Below are 15,063 nucleotides of genomic sequence, written 5' to 3' on the forward strand. Positions count from 1 at the left end.
AAATGATAAAATTATTAAAAAAACTTATAAAAAAAAAAAAAATTCGTATAATAGATTATATTTTTGCAAAAGAAATTTCTCAAAATTCAAATACACTAATATTAGTTATTTCTGTTTATATGAGTATTATAAATAGAATAGGAAATACATGTATTTCATTAAAAAATATTTTACAAAAAAAGTTTTTTTCTAAAAAAATTCTTAAAAAAATTCATTTTAAAAAAAATATAGAAAAAGAATTATTAAAATATAAAAATATTGCTAGTAATAAAAATACAAATGTGCCTTTAATAATAGAAAATAATCATTTACATTTACATAAAATATGGCATATAGAAAATAAAATATATAAATTTTTCACTAAACCATATCAAACAAAAAAATATTCAAATATTATATGGAATAAAATAATCAATGATAAAGTTTTTATAAACTTAAATATAGAAAAAAAAATAGTAATTTTATTATGTTTCTTGAAGAAATTTTTATTTATTATAGGAAGTCCTGGAACAGGAAAAACAACTTTAGCTGCAAAAATAATTTACTTTTATATTCATATTTTAAAGAAAAAAAATATTATCTTATCTGCACCTACAGGAAAAGCGAGTTATCACTTACTAGAATCTATTAAAAAAAATTTATTTTTTTTATTTAAAAAAAATAAATATAAAAAATATGTTCCGAATACTTCATTTACTATTCATAGATTATTCAAAATGTATCACACCCAAAATATTTTTTTGAATCAAAAAAAAAAAAATATCGACTTATTAATCATAGATGAATCATCTATGATAGATATTTTCATGTTAGAAAAAATCATTGATAATATTTCTAGAAAAACACAAATAATATTTCTAGGAGATAATTACCAATTACCCTCAATTAATCCCGGATCAATAATTCATGATTTTTTATTTTTTTATCAAAAAGAAAATCTTAAAAAATTATATAACAAATTAATTTATGAGTGTAACAATCAAAATTTAAAAAAAAAAAATACACTAAAAAACAACATTTTTATATTAAAAAAAAAATATCGATTTAAAACAAATTCAGATATTGATCAATGTGCAAAAATTATAAAAACTGGAAATATAAAGAATATTAAAAATATATTTAAAAATAGATTCAAAAAAATTCATTTTTTTAAGATAAAAAATACATATCATTCATATAAAAATATGATCAAAAAAATATTTTCATTTTTTAAAAAATTTTTTACAATGATTAAAAATAAAGATCCTATTAAAAAAATATTAAAATATTTTAATGATAAAAGAATTTTATGCATTCAGAAAAAAGGTTTTTTAGGCATTCGAGGAATTAATGAATTTTTTGAAAAATTAATTAAAAAAAAATACTCAAAAAATTTTTTTAAAATTAACGAAAAAAAATGGTATATAGGAAAACCAATAATCATTTTAAAAAACATTAAAAATATGAAATTATTTAATGGAATTACAGGAATAACTTTATTAGATGAAAATCAAGAAAAAAAAATTTTTTTTTTAATGCCTGACCATTCAATTAAAATAATTCCAATAAATTTAATCAAACACTACAAAACAACTTGGGCGATTACGGTTCATAAATCTCAAGGATCAGAATTTTCAAAAATACATTTAATTCTTCCATTATCAAATGTAAAAATTATGACAAGAGAAATAATTTACACTGCAATAACGCGTGCAAAAAAAAAAGTATACATATACTCTAAAAAAAAAATATTTATAAAATCTATTAAAAAAAATATTTGTAGAAAAAGCGGACTTTACCAAAAATTTAAAAAGTTAAATATTAAAATTAATTAAAATTTTTTTTATTGCGGGAGTTGGATTTGAACCAACGACCTTCGGGTTATGAGCCCGACGAGCTACCAAACTGCTCCACCCCGCGATATGTTTATTATAATATAACTTCTATCATAAAGATGCAACATTTTTTTTAAAAAATATAATTTTAAAAAGAATATATGTTAAAATACTTTTCAAAAAATTCTTAAAAATTTTTTAAAAATATAATTTTAAATATTAACTCTAAAATATATCATCATTATATGAGAAAAAAATGAAAATTGATTTACGGAAAAATGCTAGAACTTGCGTTGTTCAAGCGTTATATGCATGGAAAATATCGAAAAATGATTTTAATGAAATAAAAATTTTTTTTATTAAAAAAAATGAAAAAAAAATTGATATTAATTATTTTGAAGATATTTTTATAGGTATTGTAATAAATAAAAAAAAAATAGACTCTTTAATTCAACCATATATTTTAAAAAACATCAATCGAATAGGAAAAATTGAAAAATCTATATTACGTATGTCTTTCTATGAACTATTAAAAAGAAAAGATATACCTTATAAAGTTGTTATCAATGAAGCAATCGAACTTTCAAAAATTTTTTGTTCACATAATAGTCATAAGATAATTAATGGAGTTTTAGATAAAGCAGCTTATAAAATACGTTTACAACGATAATATATTTTTTAATGAAATTAATTTAACTCAATCTGTTTATATAAATAAAAAATTTTTTTTATTATTTTTTAAAAAAAATAATTTCATTATTATTCTAAAAAAAACTTAAACAAAATATAATATTTATTTTAAATATGTAATTTCTCAAAGTATTTTAAATAATAATATATAAAATTTAATAGGAAACTGAAATGAATAAAGATATCAAAAAAAAATGGAACACAGAATATGCAAAAAAAATTGCAAAAATAGAAGGCATAAAAATGAATAAAAATCATTGGAAAATAATTAATTTTACAAGAAATTTTTATATTCAATTTAAAATAATACCTTCTATTAGAATTTTACTTACTGCAATAAATCAAAACTGGAAACACAAAATAGATAGTCTCACTTTAATAAATTTATTTTCTACAAACCCTATTCTTAAAATTAGTAAAATTTCAGGAATACCATACCCAAAAAAATGTATTTAAAAAATAAATCGATTAAAGATAATAAAAAAATCTAAACATAAAACATAAAAAATAGAAATTTTAAAAATCTTAAATGACCACTCGGTTTTTTTTAAATATTCTAAATAACCTTGATTAATGCTATATAACCAAAAAAAACCTAATGAAAAAAATATTACATAATAAAAATAACTAAAAAGATTTATTAAACCGAAAAAAATAGTTAACATCATTAATAAATTAACATAAAAATACATATTCTCAATAGTTTCTTTTAATTCACTTACTGCAGGAAAAACTGGAATTTTAGCTTTTTTATAATCTTTTAAATGTAATAAAGAAATAGAATAAGAATGAGGTATTTGCCAAACATAAAATATGCAAAATAAAACTAAACCTCTAATACTATAATAATTGTTATTAGCTAAATATCCTATTAAAATAGGACAAGCTCCGGATATAGACCCAAATATAATCGAATACTTAGATCTTCTTTTTAATATTAAAGTATATACAATAACATAAACAAACGAAGCAAAAAGAGCTGCTAAATATACTATCAAATCACAATGCGATAATAAAAAAAACGTCCCACATGCAAATAAAAAAAAAGCATATATATAAGCATGAATTACTGATATATTACCTTTTACTAAAGCTCTATTTTTTGTTCTTGACATCTTTGCATCGATTTCTTTATCAAGAATATTATTTAAAACGCAACTACCAGAAATTATAAAAAATAAACCTATTGTTAAGAAAAAAAATTTTATCAACTCAAAATACTCGTCAAAAGAAAAAAAATATCCTACTGTTGTTGATAATAAATTAGCAAAAATTATATTTGGTTTAATTAACTCTATATAAGAATCAAAAATTATTTTAATATTTCTAAGAAAATATAACATAGTGATTTAAATTCCGCATAATCCAAATAGACCCACTGACAATGATTGTAATAACCAAAAAAGTAAAAATTATAGAAAAAACATTCCAATAATTTTTATTAAAATCGTTCAAATGTAAAAAAAATAAAATATGTATAAAAACCTGTAAAAAACAACAAAAAATAACAAAAAAATATAAGAAATTTTTAGAAAAAGTCTTCTTTATAACAAAATAAAATGGCAAAAAAGATAATAATAACGAGATTAAAAAAACAATTATATAAAAAAATAAAGAAGTTTTCATAAATATAATTATTCTGTTATTTAAATTCATGAAATTACTCCAAATAAATAAATAAAAGTGAATACAAAAATCCATATAATATCAAGAAAATGCCAAAATATACTTAAACATATTACTCTTGTAGTAATCACTTTATTTATTCCAAAAACAACAATCTGAGAATAAATTAATATAATCCATATTAATCCAAAAATCACATGGAATCCATGTAACCATAAAATGGTATAAAAAGATGACAAAAAACCACTTCTATTAGGAAGATAGTTTTTTTTAAATAAATTTAAAAATTCATATCCTTCTAAAAAAATAAAAATTAAACCGAATATAAAAACTAAAGATAAAAAAGTACAAACCATTAAAACATTTTTTTTTTTTAAAAAATCAACAACTATACTAAAAAATAACGAACTTAATAATAAAATACAAGTTTCTAAAAAAACAAACTTTAAGTTAAAAAATTCTTTTCCAGAAGGTCCATCAGAAATATTATGAACAAGTATAAAATATACTGCAAAAAGAGTAGCAAATATAATACAATCACTCATAATATAAATCCAAAAACCAAAAATACTTTTTTTATCTATCTTAAAATTTTCAGAAGATATTTTTTTTTGTAGAAAAAATATTTTTTTAAAAAAATTATACATCATAATATGAACTCTGTTTAATGAAAATTTTTATAACGCAGATTCTCTATTTTTTTTATCTCTTTTTTACTAATAAAAATTTTTTCATCTTTTTGAAAACTTTTATAACAAATAAGAAAAATTATACATAAAAAAGAAAAATAAAATAACCATAAAATACGCCAAACAGCAGAAAATCCTAAAAATAACAAAAAAATACTAATAAAAAAACCATAAGAGGTATTTTGAGGAATATATAAATCTTTATAAGAAATATCATTTTTACATAAATCAAATTTTTTCTCTTGATTTTTTTTTATTGTCCAAAAAAAATCTCGACTATCAACTTGAAAAATAAAAGGAAAATTATAACTTGGAACAGGTGATGGAGTATTCCATTCTAAAGTTCTACCATCCCATGGATCTCCAGTAGAATCTAAATTTAACTCTCTATTTTTAATAGAGATAAAAAATTGAACAATTTGAGATATAACTCCTAAAAAAATTAAAAAAACACCAAAAAAAGCTATTGATAACATAAAGTGAAAACTATAATCTATATTTTGACTTAATCTTCTTGTCATTCCCATAAAACCTAAAAAATATAAAGGAATAAAAGCAAAAAAAAATCCAAAAATCCAAAAGAAAAAAGAAATTTTTCCCCATTTTTCATCTAATTTAAAACCAAATGCTTTCGGAAACCAATATGTAATACCTGCAAAACAACCAAAAACAACACCTCCAATAATAACGTTATGAAAATGAGCAACTAAAAATAAACTATTATGTAAAACAAAATCTGCAGGTGGAAGAGATAAAAGTACTCCAGACATGCCTCCGATAGAAAATGTAATCAAAAACCCAATTGTCCATAACATACATGAATGAAAATAAATTCTCCCTTGATACATTGTAAACAACCAATTAAATATTTTTACACCAGTAGGAATAGCAATAATCATAGTTGCGATACCAAAAAATGCATTTACATTTGCTCCTGCTCCCATGGTAAAAAAATGATGTAACCAAACTATGAAAGATAAAATCGTTATTGATAAAGTAGCCCAAACTAACGAAACATATCCAAATAAAGATTTTTTAGAAAAAGTCGATACTATTTCTGAAAAAATTCCAAACGCAGGTAAAATTAATATATATACTTCAGGATGACCCCAAATCCAAATCAAATTTGTATACATCATCATGTTTCCACCCATATCATGGGTAAAAAAATGAAAATTAAAATATCTATCTAAAGTTAATAAAAATAAAGTTACTGTTAGCACAGGAAAAGCTGTAATAATTAATATATTTGAACACAATACTGTCCATGTAAAAACAGGCATTTTAAACATACTCATTCCAGGTGCACGCATGTTCAAAATAGTAACTAAAAAATTAATAGCAGTTAAAGTTGTTCCTATTCCTGCAATTTGTAAACACCAAATCCAATAATCTACCCCTACTCCTGGGCTAAATTCTATTTCAGATAAAGGAGGATAAGCTAACCAACCTGTTCTAGCAAATTCTCCAATTCCTAAAGATAAATTAATTAAAACAACTGCACTAACTGTAATCCAAAAACTTAAATTATTTAAAAAAGGAAAAGCTAAATCACGCGCACCAATTTGTAAAGGAACAACAAAATTCATTAAACCAATTACTAAAGGCATAGCAACAAAAAAAATCATAATCACGCCATGCGCAGTAAATATTTGATCATAATGATGAGCAGGTAAAAAACTATGAGGATGTTTTAACGAAGCAAAATACTGTTGAGTACGCATCATAACAGCATCTACAAAACCTCTAAATAACATTATAAAAGATAAAATTACATACATAATAGCAATTTTTTTATGATCTACTGAAGTAAACCATTCATTCCATAAATACTTCCATTTTTTATAATATGTAATGGTTAATCCAATTGAAATAGCAGACAAAAAAATTAAAATATATGTAAAAACAATTATCGGTTCATGAAAAGGAATGTCATTCCATGATAATTTACCAAACATAAATGCTCCTCAACATATTAAAAAAAATAAAAATAAAAAAAATTAATTATGCATAAAAAAATTTTTAATTAATTGACCATCTGTAAAGTAAAGATACTTTACATGATTATTTTTATAAAGATCATTTAAATCTTTAGAATTTAAAATTTTTTTCCCAACTTTTTTTACTTTATTCACCCACGCATAATAAAAATTTTGATTATCTGATACAATAGCATTAAATTTCATATCAGAAAAACCTTCTCCACTATAATTCGCAGAAAATCCTTTATAAAATCCTGAAATATTCGCAATTAAATGTAATTTCGTAGTCATTCCTGGCATAGAATATATTTGACTACCTAAAGATGGTATAAAAAAAGAATTCATAACAGAAGTAGAAGTAATATTAAAATTTATCGGAATATTTTTGGGTAAAAAAACTTCATTTAAAACGATTATTTTTTCTTTTGGATATATAAATATCCATTTCCAATTTGCAGAAATTACATTAATTTTCATTAAATCTTTTTTTTGAGATAAAGGTTTTGACGGATCTAAAGAATGAGTTTTTTTCCAAGATAAAATACCAAGAAAAAAAATAATTAAAATTGGAATACCCCATGTTAAACCTTCAATTTTATACGAATGATCCCAAGTAGGATTATATTCTTTATTTTTAAAAACGTGATAATATCTATAAGAAAAAAAAATAGTCATCACTATTACAGGAACTACAATAATCAACATAATTGCAAATGAAAGAAAAATTAAATTTCTTTCTTCCAACGCAATCGCACCTCCAGGAGAAAAAAGACCACCATGAAACCCACTAAAAGATAACATTAAAAAAAATAATAAAAAAAATTTTTTCATTCTATTAAAATTCATAATAAACCTCAAAAATTTTAAAAAAATTTTTATAATTAAATAAGAAATTTAAAAAAAAAAAATAAAAATATATTTTTAAAATCTTTTAAAGATAAAAACTTGTAAAAACTTTTTTACAAAAATTTATTGTATTGAAAGAATAAAAAATTTATATAATAAAATATAACTAAAAAAAAAATTTAAAATAAATAAACTTTAATGAAAAAAAAATGATTTTAAAAATAATTCAAAATAAAATAAAAAATAAAATAAATACCAAATATATTAAAATTACAAATACAAGTTTTATGCATAAATCTTTTAATAAAAACTCTCATTTTCAAATAATTATCGTAAGTAAAGATTTTGCAAAAATAAACATATTAAGAAGACATCAAATAATTTATAATATTTTATCTCAAGAAATAAAAAAAATCATACATGGAATAGAAATTTTTGCTTATTCTATTAAAGAATGGAAAATAAAAAAAAAAAAAATATTTCGTCCAATAAAATGCGTAAATTTAAAAAACAAGTAAAAAATCTTGAATATTAAATAAAAAATATTTAAAAAAAAATTTTATGATCTAATGTCATTTATTTTTTTCTTTACAGAAGTTAAAAATTTACTTTTTAATCAATAAATAGAGAAGACATGAACACTACATTAATAAAAAAAAAAATAGAAATAAAAAATACTATTCCTTCAAAAAAAATTGAAAAAAAAATTCGGAAAAAACTATCTATTTTAAAAAAAACAGTTTTTATTAATGGATTTCGCCAAGGAAAAACTCCAAATAAAATCATTGAAACAAACTTTAGAAATGATGTATTAAATAATGTTTTAAAAAAAATTCTAAAAAAAAGATTTAAAAAAATAATAAAACAAAAAAAAATAAAAAAATATTCTAATGTAAAATACTTTTTTGAAAAATATGAAAAAGGAAATGATTTTAATTATACATTAAAATTTGATGTTATTTCTAATAAATTAATAAAAAAATTAAAACTAATAAAAATCTATAAACCAAAAATAAAAATTAAAAAATCCGATGTGAAAACAACTATTTTAAATTTACAAAGAAATATAGTACCTTGGACAACAAGTAATAAACTTATTAAAAAAAATGATAAAATAAACATTAAATATAAAATACTTTCAATCAATAAAAAAATTATTTTACAAAAAAAAAATTTTTCTATGTTTATCAATAAAAATTTTTTATGTAAAAAAATCTATAAAAATATCTTAAAAAAAGCAAAAAATGAAAAATTTAAAATAAAATATAAATTTTGCAAATATCATCCAGAAAAAAAAATTTCTGGAAAAACAGTGATATTAAATATAACAATAAATAAAATTAAAGAAAAAAAAATTAAAGACATAAATTTTAAAATTATAAAAAATTTTGGAATTCAAGAACAAAATTTAAAAGCACTAAAAAAAAATATTTATAAAATATTAAAAAAAGAAAGAAAAAAAATTTCTCAAGAATATTTAAAAAAGCAATTTATAAAAAAATGGATTAAATTATATACTAAAAAAATTCCTAAAAAACAAATCAAAGAAGAAATACAAAAAATATATAAAGAAAATTTATTAGATTACAAAAATGATAAAAATATATTCAAAAAAAAATACCAAGAAGATCTTAAAAAAAAATGTCACAATAAATTAACTATCCAAATTTTATTTAACAAAATTATCTCAACAGAATCATTATCTATTAGTCAAAAATTAATTAAAAAAATTTTTCAAGAAACAAAAAAAAATCTTCCAAAAAATGGTTTTTCCAAAAAGAAAAAAATATACAAAAAAAATATTCTCAATAACATAAAAAATTATTTATTGATTGAAAAAACTTTTAATTTCATTTTTAAAAATGTATCTTTAAAAGAAAAAAAAATAAAATTTAAAAAAATTTTAAAACAAATAAAAAATAATTATCAAATCTAAATTTAGAATAAGTTACACTTTATAACACGAGGAAACACATGATATATAGTAATTTTATAAAAAATAATCAAAATGTCATACCAATTGTAATTGAAAAAAATTATTTAGGAGAAAGATCTTTTGATATTTATTCTAGATTATTAAGAGAAAGAATAATATTTTTAACTGGAACAATAAATGATGACTTATCGAATCTAATTATTTCTCAACTTCTCTTTCTAGAATCAGAAAATAAGAAAAAAGATATTTTTTTATACATTAATTCTCCAGGTGGAATAGTTTCTTCTGGATTATCGATATATGATACTATAAAATTTATTACACCTGAAGTAAACACTGTTTGTGTTGGACAAGCTTCTTCTATGGCTGCATTAATATTATCTTGCGGAACAAAGGGAAAAAGATTTAGCTTACCAAACTCACGAATTATGATACATCAACCATTAGGAGGATACCAAGGCCAAGCATCAGATATTAAAATCCATGCTTTAGAAATTTATAAAATCAAAAAAAAAATCAATAAAATATTAGCATATCATACTAAACAAAAGATTCAAAAAATTGAAAAAGATACAGAAAGAGATTATTTTTTATCTGCAAAAGAAGCATTAAAATATGGACTAATAGATGAAATTTTACAAACAAAAAAATAATGCTTTTATGATTTAAATTATTGAAATGTAAACAATTTTTTTACTTATAATCAAGAGGTAATTATGACAGAAAAAAATAGTCATAATAATTTGTATTGTTCGTTTTGTAAAAAAAACCAAAATGAAGTAAAAAAGATTATTGCAGGATCCAAAGCATATATTTGTGATCAATGTATATATCTATGTAATAATATTATTTTTGAAGACAAGAAAAAAAAAAATATATATTTAAAACTACTAACACCAAAACAAATAAAAAAAAAATTAGATGATTATGTTATAGGACAAAACAAAGTAAAAAAAATATTATCTGTAGCTGTATACAACCATTATAAAAAATTAAAATATCAATCAAACATTGAAAAAGAAAAAATTGAAATTGGGAAAAGTAATATACTTTTAATAGGACCAACAGGAAGTGGAAAAACTTTGTTAGCAGAAACATTAGCAAAAATACTTAATGTACCATTCGCTATAGCCGATGCTACATCATTAACAGAAGCAGGATATGTTGGAGAAGATGTTGAAAACATTGTACAAAAATTACTTCAAAAATGTAATTTTGATATTCAAAAAGCGCAATCTGGAATTATTTATATAGATGAAATAGATAAAATTTCAAAAAAATCTAGTAATCCTTCAATAACAAGAGACGTTTCTGGTGAAGGAGTACAACAATCGCTTTTAAAAATTATAGAAGGAACAATAGCTTCCATCCCTCAACAAGGAGGAAGAAAACATCCGCAACAAGAATTTATACAAATTGATACATCAAAAATTTTATTTATATGTGGAGGAACATTTTTAGGAATAAATAACATTCTTGAACAAAAAATAAATAAAAAATCAAAAATAGGATTTTATAAAAAAACTAAAAAAAATCAAAAAAATATAAAAAAAAATAAAATCAAACCAGAAGATTTAATAAAATTTGGTTTAATTCCTGAATTTGTAGGAAGATTTCCTATCATAGCAGAATTAAAAGATTTAAATAAAAAAGATCTTATAAAAATTCTACAAAAACCAAAAAATGCTTTAATAAAACAATATAAAGAGTTATTTAAAATTGAAGGTATTCAACTAAAATTTTGTAAAAAATCTATAAAAAAAATCGCAGAAAAATCTATTCTAAGAAAATCAGGAGCTCGAGGATTAAGAGCTATTCTAGAAAAAATTTTACTTAAAACAATGTATAAAGTTCCATCAATAAAAAATATTGAAAAAATAATAATAAATAAAAATACAATAACAAAAAACATAGATCCAAAAATTTTATTTAAAGAAGATCAAAAAAAATAAGAAATAATCAAATTATTAAAATGAGAAAAATGTATGAAATCAAAAATTTGTAAAATAATTAAAATGCATATTCTTCCATTAAGAGATATTGTTATATATCCTTATATGGTAATTCCATTATTTGTTGGGCGAAAAAATTCTATTAAATGTATTGAAAAAGCTTTAAAAAAAGATAAAAAAATAATGCTTATTACACAAAAAAAAAACTCTATTAATGATCCAAAAAAAGAAGATTTATTCAAAATCGGAATAATCGCATCTATTTTACAGATATTAAAACTACCTGATGGAACAGTTAAAATACTTGTAGAAGGAAAAAAAAGAGCAAAAATCATCAATTTTTATTTGGAAAAAAAAATATATTTAGGAGAAATAAAAATAATTTCTTCTAAAAAGATACAAAAAAAAGAAAATTTAATTCTAAAAAGAACTTTGTTAAATCAATTTGAAAAATATTCACAATTGAATAAAAAAATATCATTAGATATCATGACATCATTACAAAAAATTAAAAGTATTGAACAATTAACAGATACAATTGCAATACATATTGTATCTAATTTAATTGATAAACAAAAAATATTAGAAACGATTGATATCAAAAAAAGATTAGATCATTTAATGACTATGTTAGAATCTGAAATTAAAATTTTTAAAATTGAAAAAAAAATACGAAACAGAATTAAAAAACAAATGGAAAAAAATCAAAAAGAATATTATTTAAATGAACAAATGAAAGCTATTCAAATAGAACTAGGAAAAGAAGATCCTGATATTTATGAATATTCTGAGTTAAAAAAAAAAATATTATCTTCTGATATGCCAAAAAACATTGAAAAAATAGTCATAAAAGAATTAAAAAGATTAAAACTTATGCCATATATGTCTTCTGAAACAACAGTTGTAAGAAATTATATTGATTGGATGATAAAAATCCCATGGAATAAACGTACACAAATAAAAAAAAATTTAACTCATGCATTATTAAAATTAAATACTGATCATTATGGTATTAAAAAAGTGAAAGATCGCATATTAGAACATTTAGCGGTACAAAATAGAAAAAATAAAATAAAAGGTCCCATTTTATGTTTAATAGGCCCTCCAGGAGTTGGAAAAACATCTCTAGGAAAATCAATAGCAGATGCAACAGGAAGAAAATATATTAGAATGTCATTAGGAGGAATAAAAGACGAAGCAGAAATTCGAGGACATCGAAGAACATATATTGGATCAATGCCAGGAAAAATTATACAAAATATATCTAAAACAAAAGTTAAAAATCCATTATTTTTATTAGATGAAATTGATAAAATGTCTTATGAATCAAGATCTGATGCATCTTCGGCTTTATTAGAAGTATTAGATCCAGAACAAAATTTTTCATTTAATGATCATTATCTAGAAGTAGATTATGATTTATCTGAAGTGATGTTTGTTGCTACAGCAAACTCTTTTAATATTCCTATTCCTTTGCTTGAAAGAATGGAAATTATCCAATTATATGGATATACAGAAGATGAAAAAATACATATATATGAATCTTATTTAAAACCCAAAAAAATTAAAGAAAATGGATTAAAAGAAACAGAAATATCAATTACAAAACCAGCACTTATAGATATAATACGTTATTATACAAAAGAAGCGGGAGTTCGAAATTTAGAAAAAAAAATCTCAAAAATATATAGAAAAGCTGTAAAAGAAATATTACTAAATAAAAAAATTAAAAAAATACATATAAATAGAAAAAATTTAGAAAAATATTTGGGTATTAAGAAAATAAATCCAAAAAAAATAAATAAAAAAAATCAAATAGGACAAGTTACAGGTTTAGCATGGACATCTTGTGGAGGTGAAACGCTTGAAATACAAACTGCATGTGTTTTCGGAAAAGGAAAATTATCTTTCACAGGATGTTTAGGAAAAGTAATGAAAGAATCAATTCAAACTGCTTTAACAGTAATAAGAACACAAGCAAAAAAATTAAATATCCCTTTAAATTTTTATGAAAAAAATGATATACACGTACATATTCCAGAAGGATCGACTCCAAAAGATGGACCAAGCGCTGGAATTTCTATATGCACATCTCTTACATCATCTTTAACAAAAAATCCAGTAAAATCAAACTTTGCTATGACTGGAGAAATTACTTTAAATGGAAATATTTTATCTATTGGAGGTTTAAAAGAAAAAATTTTAGCTGCACATAGAGAAGGAATTAAAAATATTATTATACCTAAAGAAAATCAAAAAAATCTTAAAGAAATACCAAGAAAAATACTTTCAAATATAAAAATATATTTAGTTAAAAATATTCAAGAAGTTTTAAAATTATCTTTAACAAAGAATCCATATAAATAATTTTGCACTAAAAATTTATTTATAAATAAAAATAACTTTTTAACAATATAATTAATAGGAATAAAAAATGAATTCAAATATTTTCCAAAAATTACAAAAAAATTTTTTCATAAAAATTCTATTTATACTTATAAGTATCATTTGCATAGCCAATATCCCTGCTGTAAAAAAATATCTTAGTAAAGAATATAAAAATTTTTTCTCTGCAAGCAATGTTGAAAAAATTATTAAAAACGAAGTAAATAAAACACCAGACCACAAAAAACCAAATCAAAAAACACCAGAACATAAAACACCAGACCATCACCAACCAGAACATAAAACACCAGACCATCACCAACCAGAACATAAAACACCAGACCATCACCAACCAGAACATAAAACACCAGACCATCACCAACCAGAACATAAAACACCAGACCATCACCAACCAGAACATAAAACACCAGACCATCACCAACCAGAACATAAAACACCAGACCATCACCAACCAAAACATAAAACACCAGACCATCACCACCCAGAACATAAAACACCAGACCATCACCACCACACATCAAATAAAAATAAAAAACAAAAAAAATCACATAAAAAACACTCTGAACATAAAAAATTGTTAACTTATTCTTCTAATTTTTTATATGGAAATAAAAAATGTCATTTTATTTATAATGTTTTAATTAAAAATAAAAAAAAAAAAACATTAATTAAGATAAATAACACATCACAAATTATTCCAAAAAATTTTTTCATAAAAAAAAAAAAAAATAAATTAATAAAAAAAAATTTAGATTCTAGTAATAATTTTTCTTTAAAAAATTTTTTTTTTAATAAAATATTCTTATTAAAACTTTTATGCAAAAACGAAACACACAAAATTATTAAAACTTATTCAAAAAAATTTTTATGTCGAATATCCAAAATTAGTATAAAAAAAATATTTTCACAACAACATGTAATAAAAAGAGACATACAAAATTTTTATATAAAAAATAAAAAATTGTTTGATAAAAATAAAATATTTAAAATTAAATTTATAAAAATATTTCTTACAAAAAAAAAAAAATTTACAGAAGAACCATTTAATCAAAATTATTTCAAAAAAAAAAAAATATCAAAAAGATAAAAAAAACAATACTTTCAATTACAATATAAAAAAAA

14 protein-coding genes and 1 tRNA gene are annotated in these 15,063 nt (G+C 20.7%); 9 read left to right on the forward strand and 6 right to left on the reverse strand.

Features of this window, described 5'->3' with window-relative positions; translation table 11 throughout:
* Nucleotides 1–2 precede the first annotated feature (2 nt).
* Nucleotides 3–1,814 (forward strand): exodeoxyribonuclease V subunit alpha, encoded by a 1,812-nt coding sequence (gene recD, locus M3Y47_RS01090; RefSeq protein WP_252839255.1) that lies wholly within the window; start codon nt 3–5, stop codon nt 1,812–1,814.
* An 11-nt stretch (nt 1,815–1,825) separates the two neighbouring features.
* On the opposite strand, the gene M3Y47_RS01095 is transcribed toward recD, so the two are convergent.
* Nucleotides 1,826–1,899 (reverse strand) — tRNA-Met (locus M3Y47_RS01095).
* 171 nt (nt 1,900–2,070) lie between these two features.
* Here M3Y47_RS01095 and nusB point away from each other — a divergent pair.
* On the forward strand, nt 2,071–2,484 hold the full coding sequence (gene nusB, locus M3Y47_RS01100; protein WP_252839256.1) for a transcription antitermination factor NusB: 414 nt from the start codon (nt 2,071–2,073) through the stop codon (nt 2,482–2,484).
* Nucleotides 2,485–2,675: 191 nt separating this feature from the next.
* The gene (locus M3Y47_RS01105) at nt 2,676–2,960 is read left to right on the forward strand and encodes a TusE/DsrC/DsvC family sulfur relay protein (RefSeq protein ID WP_252839257.1); all 285 of its coding nucleotides are present in this window, start codon (nt 2,676–2,678) and stop codon (nt 2,958–2,960) included.
* Here M3Y47_RS01105 and cyoE read toward each other — a convergent pair.
* Genes cyoE through cyoA form a run of 5 tightly spaced genes read right to left on the reverse strand, consistent with a single transcriptional unit; the run spans nt 2,957 to nt 7,647 of the window.
* Nucleotides 2,957–3,847, reverse strand: coding sequence for a heme o synthase (cyoE, locus tag M3Y47_RS01110; RefSeq protein ID WP_252839258.1), 891 nt, complete (start codon nt 3,845–3,847; stop codon nt 2,957–2,959). The genes M3Y47_RS01105 and cyoE overlap by 4 nt on opposite strands.
* Nucleotides 3,831–4,205, reverse strand: a complete 375-nt coding sequence (cyoD, locus tag M3Y47_RS02250) for a cytochrome o ubiquinol oxidase subunit IV (RefSeq protein WP_350030239.1) — start codon at nt 4,203–4,205, stop codon at nt 3,831–3,833. The genes cyoE and cyoD overlap by 17 nt, the downstream gene beginning before the upstream one ends.
* Nucleotides 4,157–4,783, reverse strand: coding sequence for a cytochrome c oxidase subunit 3 (locus tag M3Y47_RS01115; protein WP_289846038.1), 627 nt, complete (start codon nt 4,781–4,783; stop codon nt 4,157–4,159). The genes cyoD and M3Y47_RS01115 overlap by 49 nt, the downstream gene beginning before the upstream one ends.
* 11 nt (nt 4,784–4,794) lie before the next feature.
* Nucleotides 4,795–6,777: a cytochrome o ubiquinol oxidase subunit I gene (gene cyoB / locus M3Y47_RS01120; protein ID WP_252839260.1), complete on the reverse strand. Its 1,983-nt coding sequence runs from the start codon at nt 6,775–6,777 to the stop codon at nt 4,795–4,797.
* A 42-nt stretch (nt 6,778–6,819) separates the two neighbouring features.
* Complete coding sequence (gene cyoA / locus M3Y47_RS01125; protein ID WP_252839261.1) at nt 6,820–7,647, reverse strand: ubiquinol oxidase subunit II; 828 nt, start codon at nt 7,645–7,647, stop codon at nt 6,820–6,822.
* Between the two features lie 209 nt (nt 7,648–7,856).
* Here cyoA and M3Y47_RS01130 point away from each other — a divergent pair, with 209 nt between their 5' ends.
* The 6 genes from M3Y47_RS01130 to M3Y47_RS01155 all read left to right on the forward strand — a co-directional run bounded on the left by M3Y47_RS01130 (nt 7,857) and on the right by M3Y47_RS01155 (nt 15,028).
* Entirely contained in the window at nt 7,857–8,165 is a 309-nt protein-coding gene (locus M3Y47_RS01130) for a BolA family protein (protein ID WP_252839262.1), read from the forward strand.
* A gap of 116 nt (nt 8,166–8,281) precedes the next feature.
* A complete protein-coding gene (gene tig / locus M3Y47_RS01135; protein WP_252839263.1) occupies nt 8,282–9,583 on the forward strand; it encodes a trigger factor in 1,302 nt (433 codons plus the stop codon).
* A 38-nt stretch (nt 9,584–9,621) separates the two neighbouring features.
* Nucleotides 9,622–10,236 (forward strand): ATP-dependent Clp endopeptidase proteolytic subunit ClpP, encoded by a 615-nt coding sequence (gene clpP / locus M3Y47_RS01140; RefSeq protein WP_252839264.1) that lies wholly within the window; start codon nt 9,622–9,624, stop codon nt 10,234–10,236.
* 63 nt (nt 10,237–10,299) lie between these two features.
* Nucleotides 10,300–11,535, forward strand: a complete 1,236-nt coding sequence (gene clpX / locus M3Y47_RS01145) for an ATP-dependent Clp protease ATP-binding subunit ClpX (RefSeq protein ID WP_252839265.1) — start codon at nt 10,300–10,302, stop codon at nt 11,533–11,535.
* Between the two features lie 33 nt (nt 11,536–11,568).
* On the forward strand, nt 11,569–13,902 hold the full coding sequence (gene lon / locus M3Y47_RS01150) for an endopeptidase La (RefSeq protein WP_252839266.1): 2,334 nt from the start codon (nt 11,569–11,571) through the stop codon (nt 13,900–13,902).
* A 67-nt stretch (nt 13,903–13,969) separates the two neighbouring features.
* Nucleotides 13,970–15,028 (forward strand): DUF2486 family protein, encoded by a 1,059-nt coding sequence (locus tag M3Y47_RS01155; RefSeq protein ID WP_252839267.1) that lies wholly within the window; start codon nt 13,970–13,972, stop codon nt 15,026–15,028.
* Nucleotides 15,029–15,063: the final 35 nt, after the last annotated feature.

It is taken from the genome of Buchnera aphidicola (Sipha maydis) (assembly GCF_024029855.1).
Classification (GTDB): Bacteria; Pseudomonadota; Gammaproteobacteria; order Enterobacterales; family Enterobacteriaceae; genus Buchnera_J; species Buchnera_J aphidicola_BI.

Coding starts and splice junctions, on each gene's coding strand:
- cyoA (WP_252839261.1), bottom strand. CDS start 7,647: ATGAATTTTAATAGAATGAAAAAATTTTTTTTATTATTTTTTTTAATG.
- nusB (WP_252839256.1), top strand. CDS start 2,071: ATGAAAATTGATTTACGGAAAAATGCTAGAACTTGCGTTGTTCAAGCG.
- clpX (WP_252839265.1), top strand. CDS start 10,300: ATGACAGAAAAAAATAGTCATAATAATTTGTATTGTTCGTTTTGTAAA.
- M3Y47_RS01155 (WP_252839267.1), top strand. CDS start 13,970: ATGAATTCAAATATTTTCCAAAAATTACAAAAAAATTTTTTCATAAAA.
- cyoD (WP_350030239.1), bottom strand. CDS start 4,205: ATGGATTTTTGTATTCACTTTTATTTATTTATTTGGAGTAATTTCATG.
- cyoB (WP_252839260.1), bottom strand. CDS start 6,777: ATGTTTGGTAAATTATCATGGAATGACATTCCTTTTCATGAACCGATA.
- tig (WP_252839263.1), top strand. CDS start 8,282: ATGAACACTACATTAATAAAAAAAAAAATAGAAATAAAAAATACTATT.
- clpP (WP_252839264.1), top strand. CDS start 9,622: ATGATATATAGTAATTTTATAAAAAATAATCAAAATGTCATACCAATT.
- cyoE (WP_252839258.1), bottom strand. CDS start 3,847: ATGTTATATTTTCTTAGAAATATTAAAATAATTTTTGATTCTTATATA.
- recD (WP_252839255.1), top strand. CDS start 3: ATGATAAAATTATTAAAAAAACTTATAAAAAAAAAAAAAATTCGTATA.
- lon (WP_252839266.1), top strand. CDS start 11,569: ATGAAATCAAAAATTTGTAAAATAATTAAAATGCATATTCTTCCATTA.
- M3Y47_RS01130 (WP_252839262.1), top strand. CDS start 7,857: ATGATTTTAAAAATAATTCAAAATAAAATAAAAAATAAAATAAATACC.
- M3Y47_RS01105 (WP_252839257.1), top strand. CDS start 2,676: ATGAATAAAGATATCAAAAAAAAATGGAACACAGAATATGCAAAAAAA.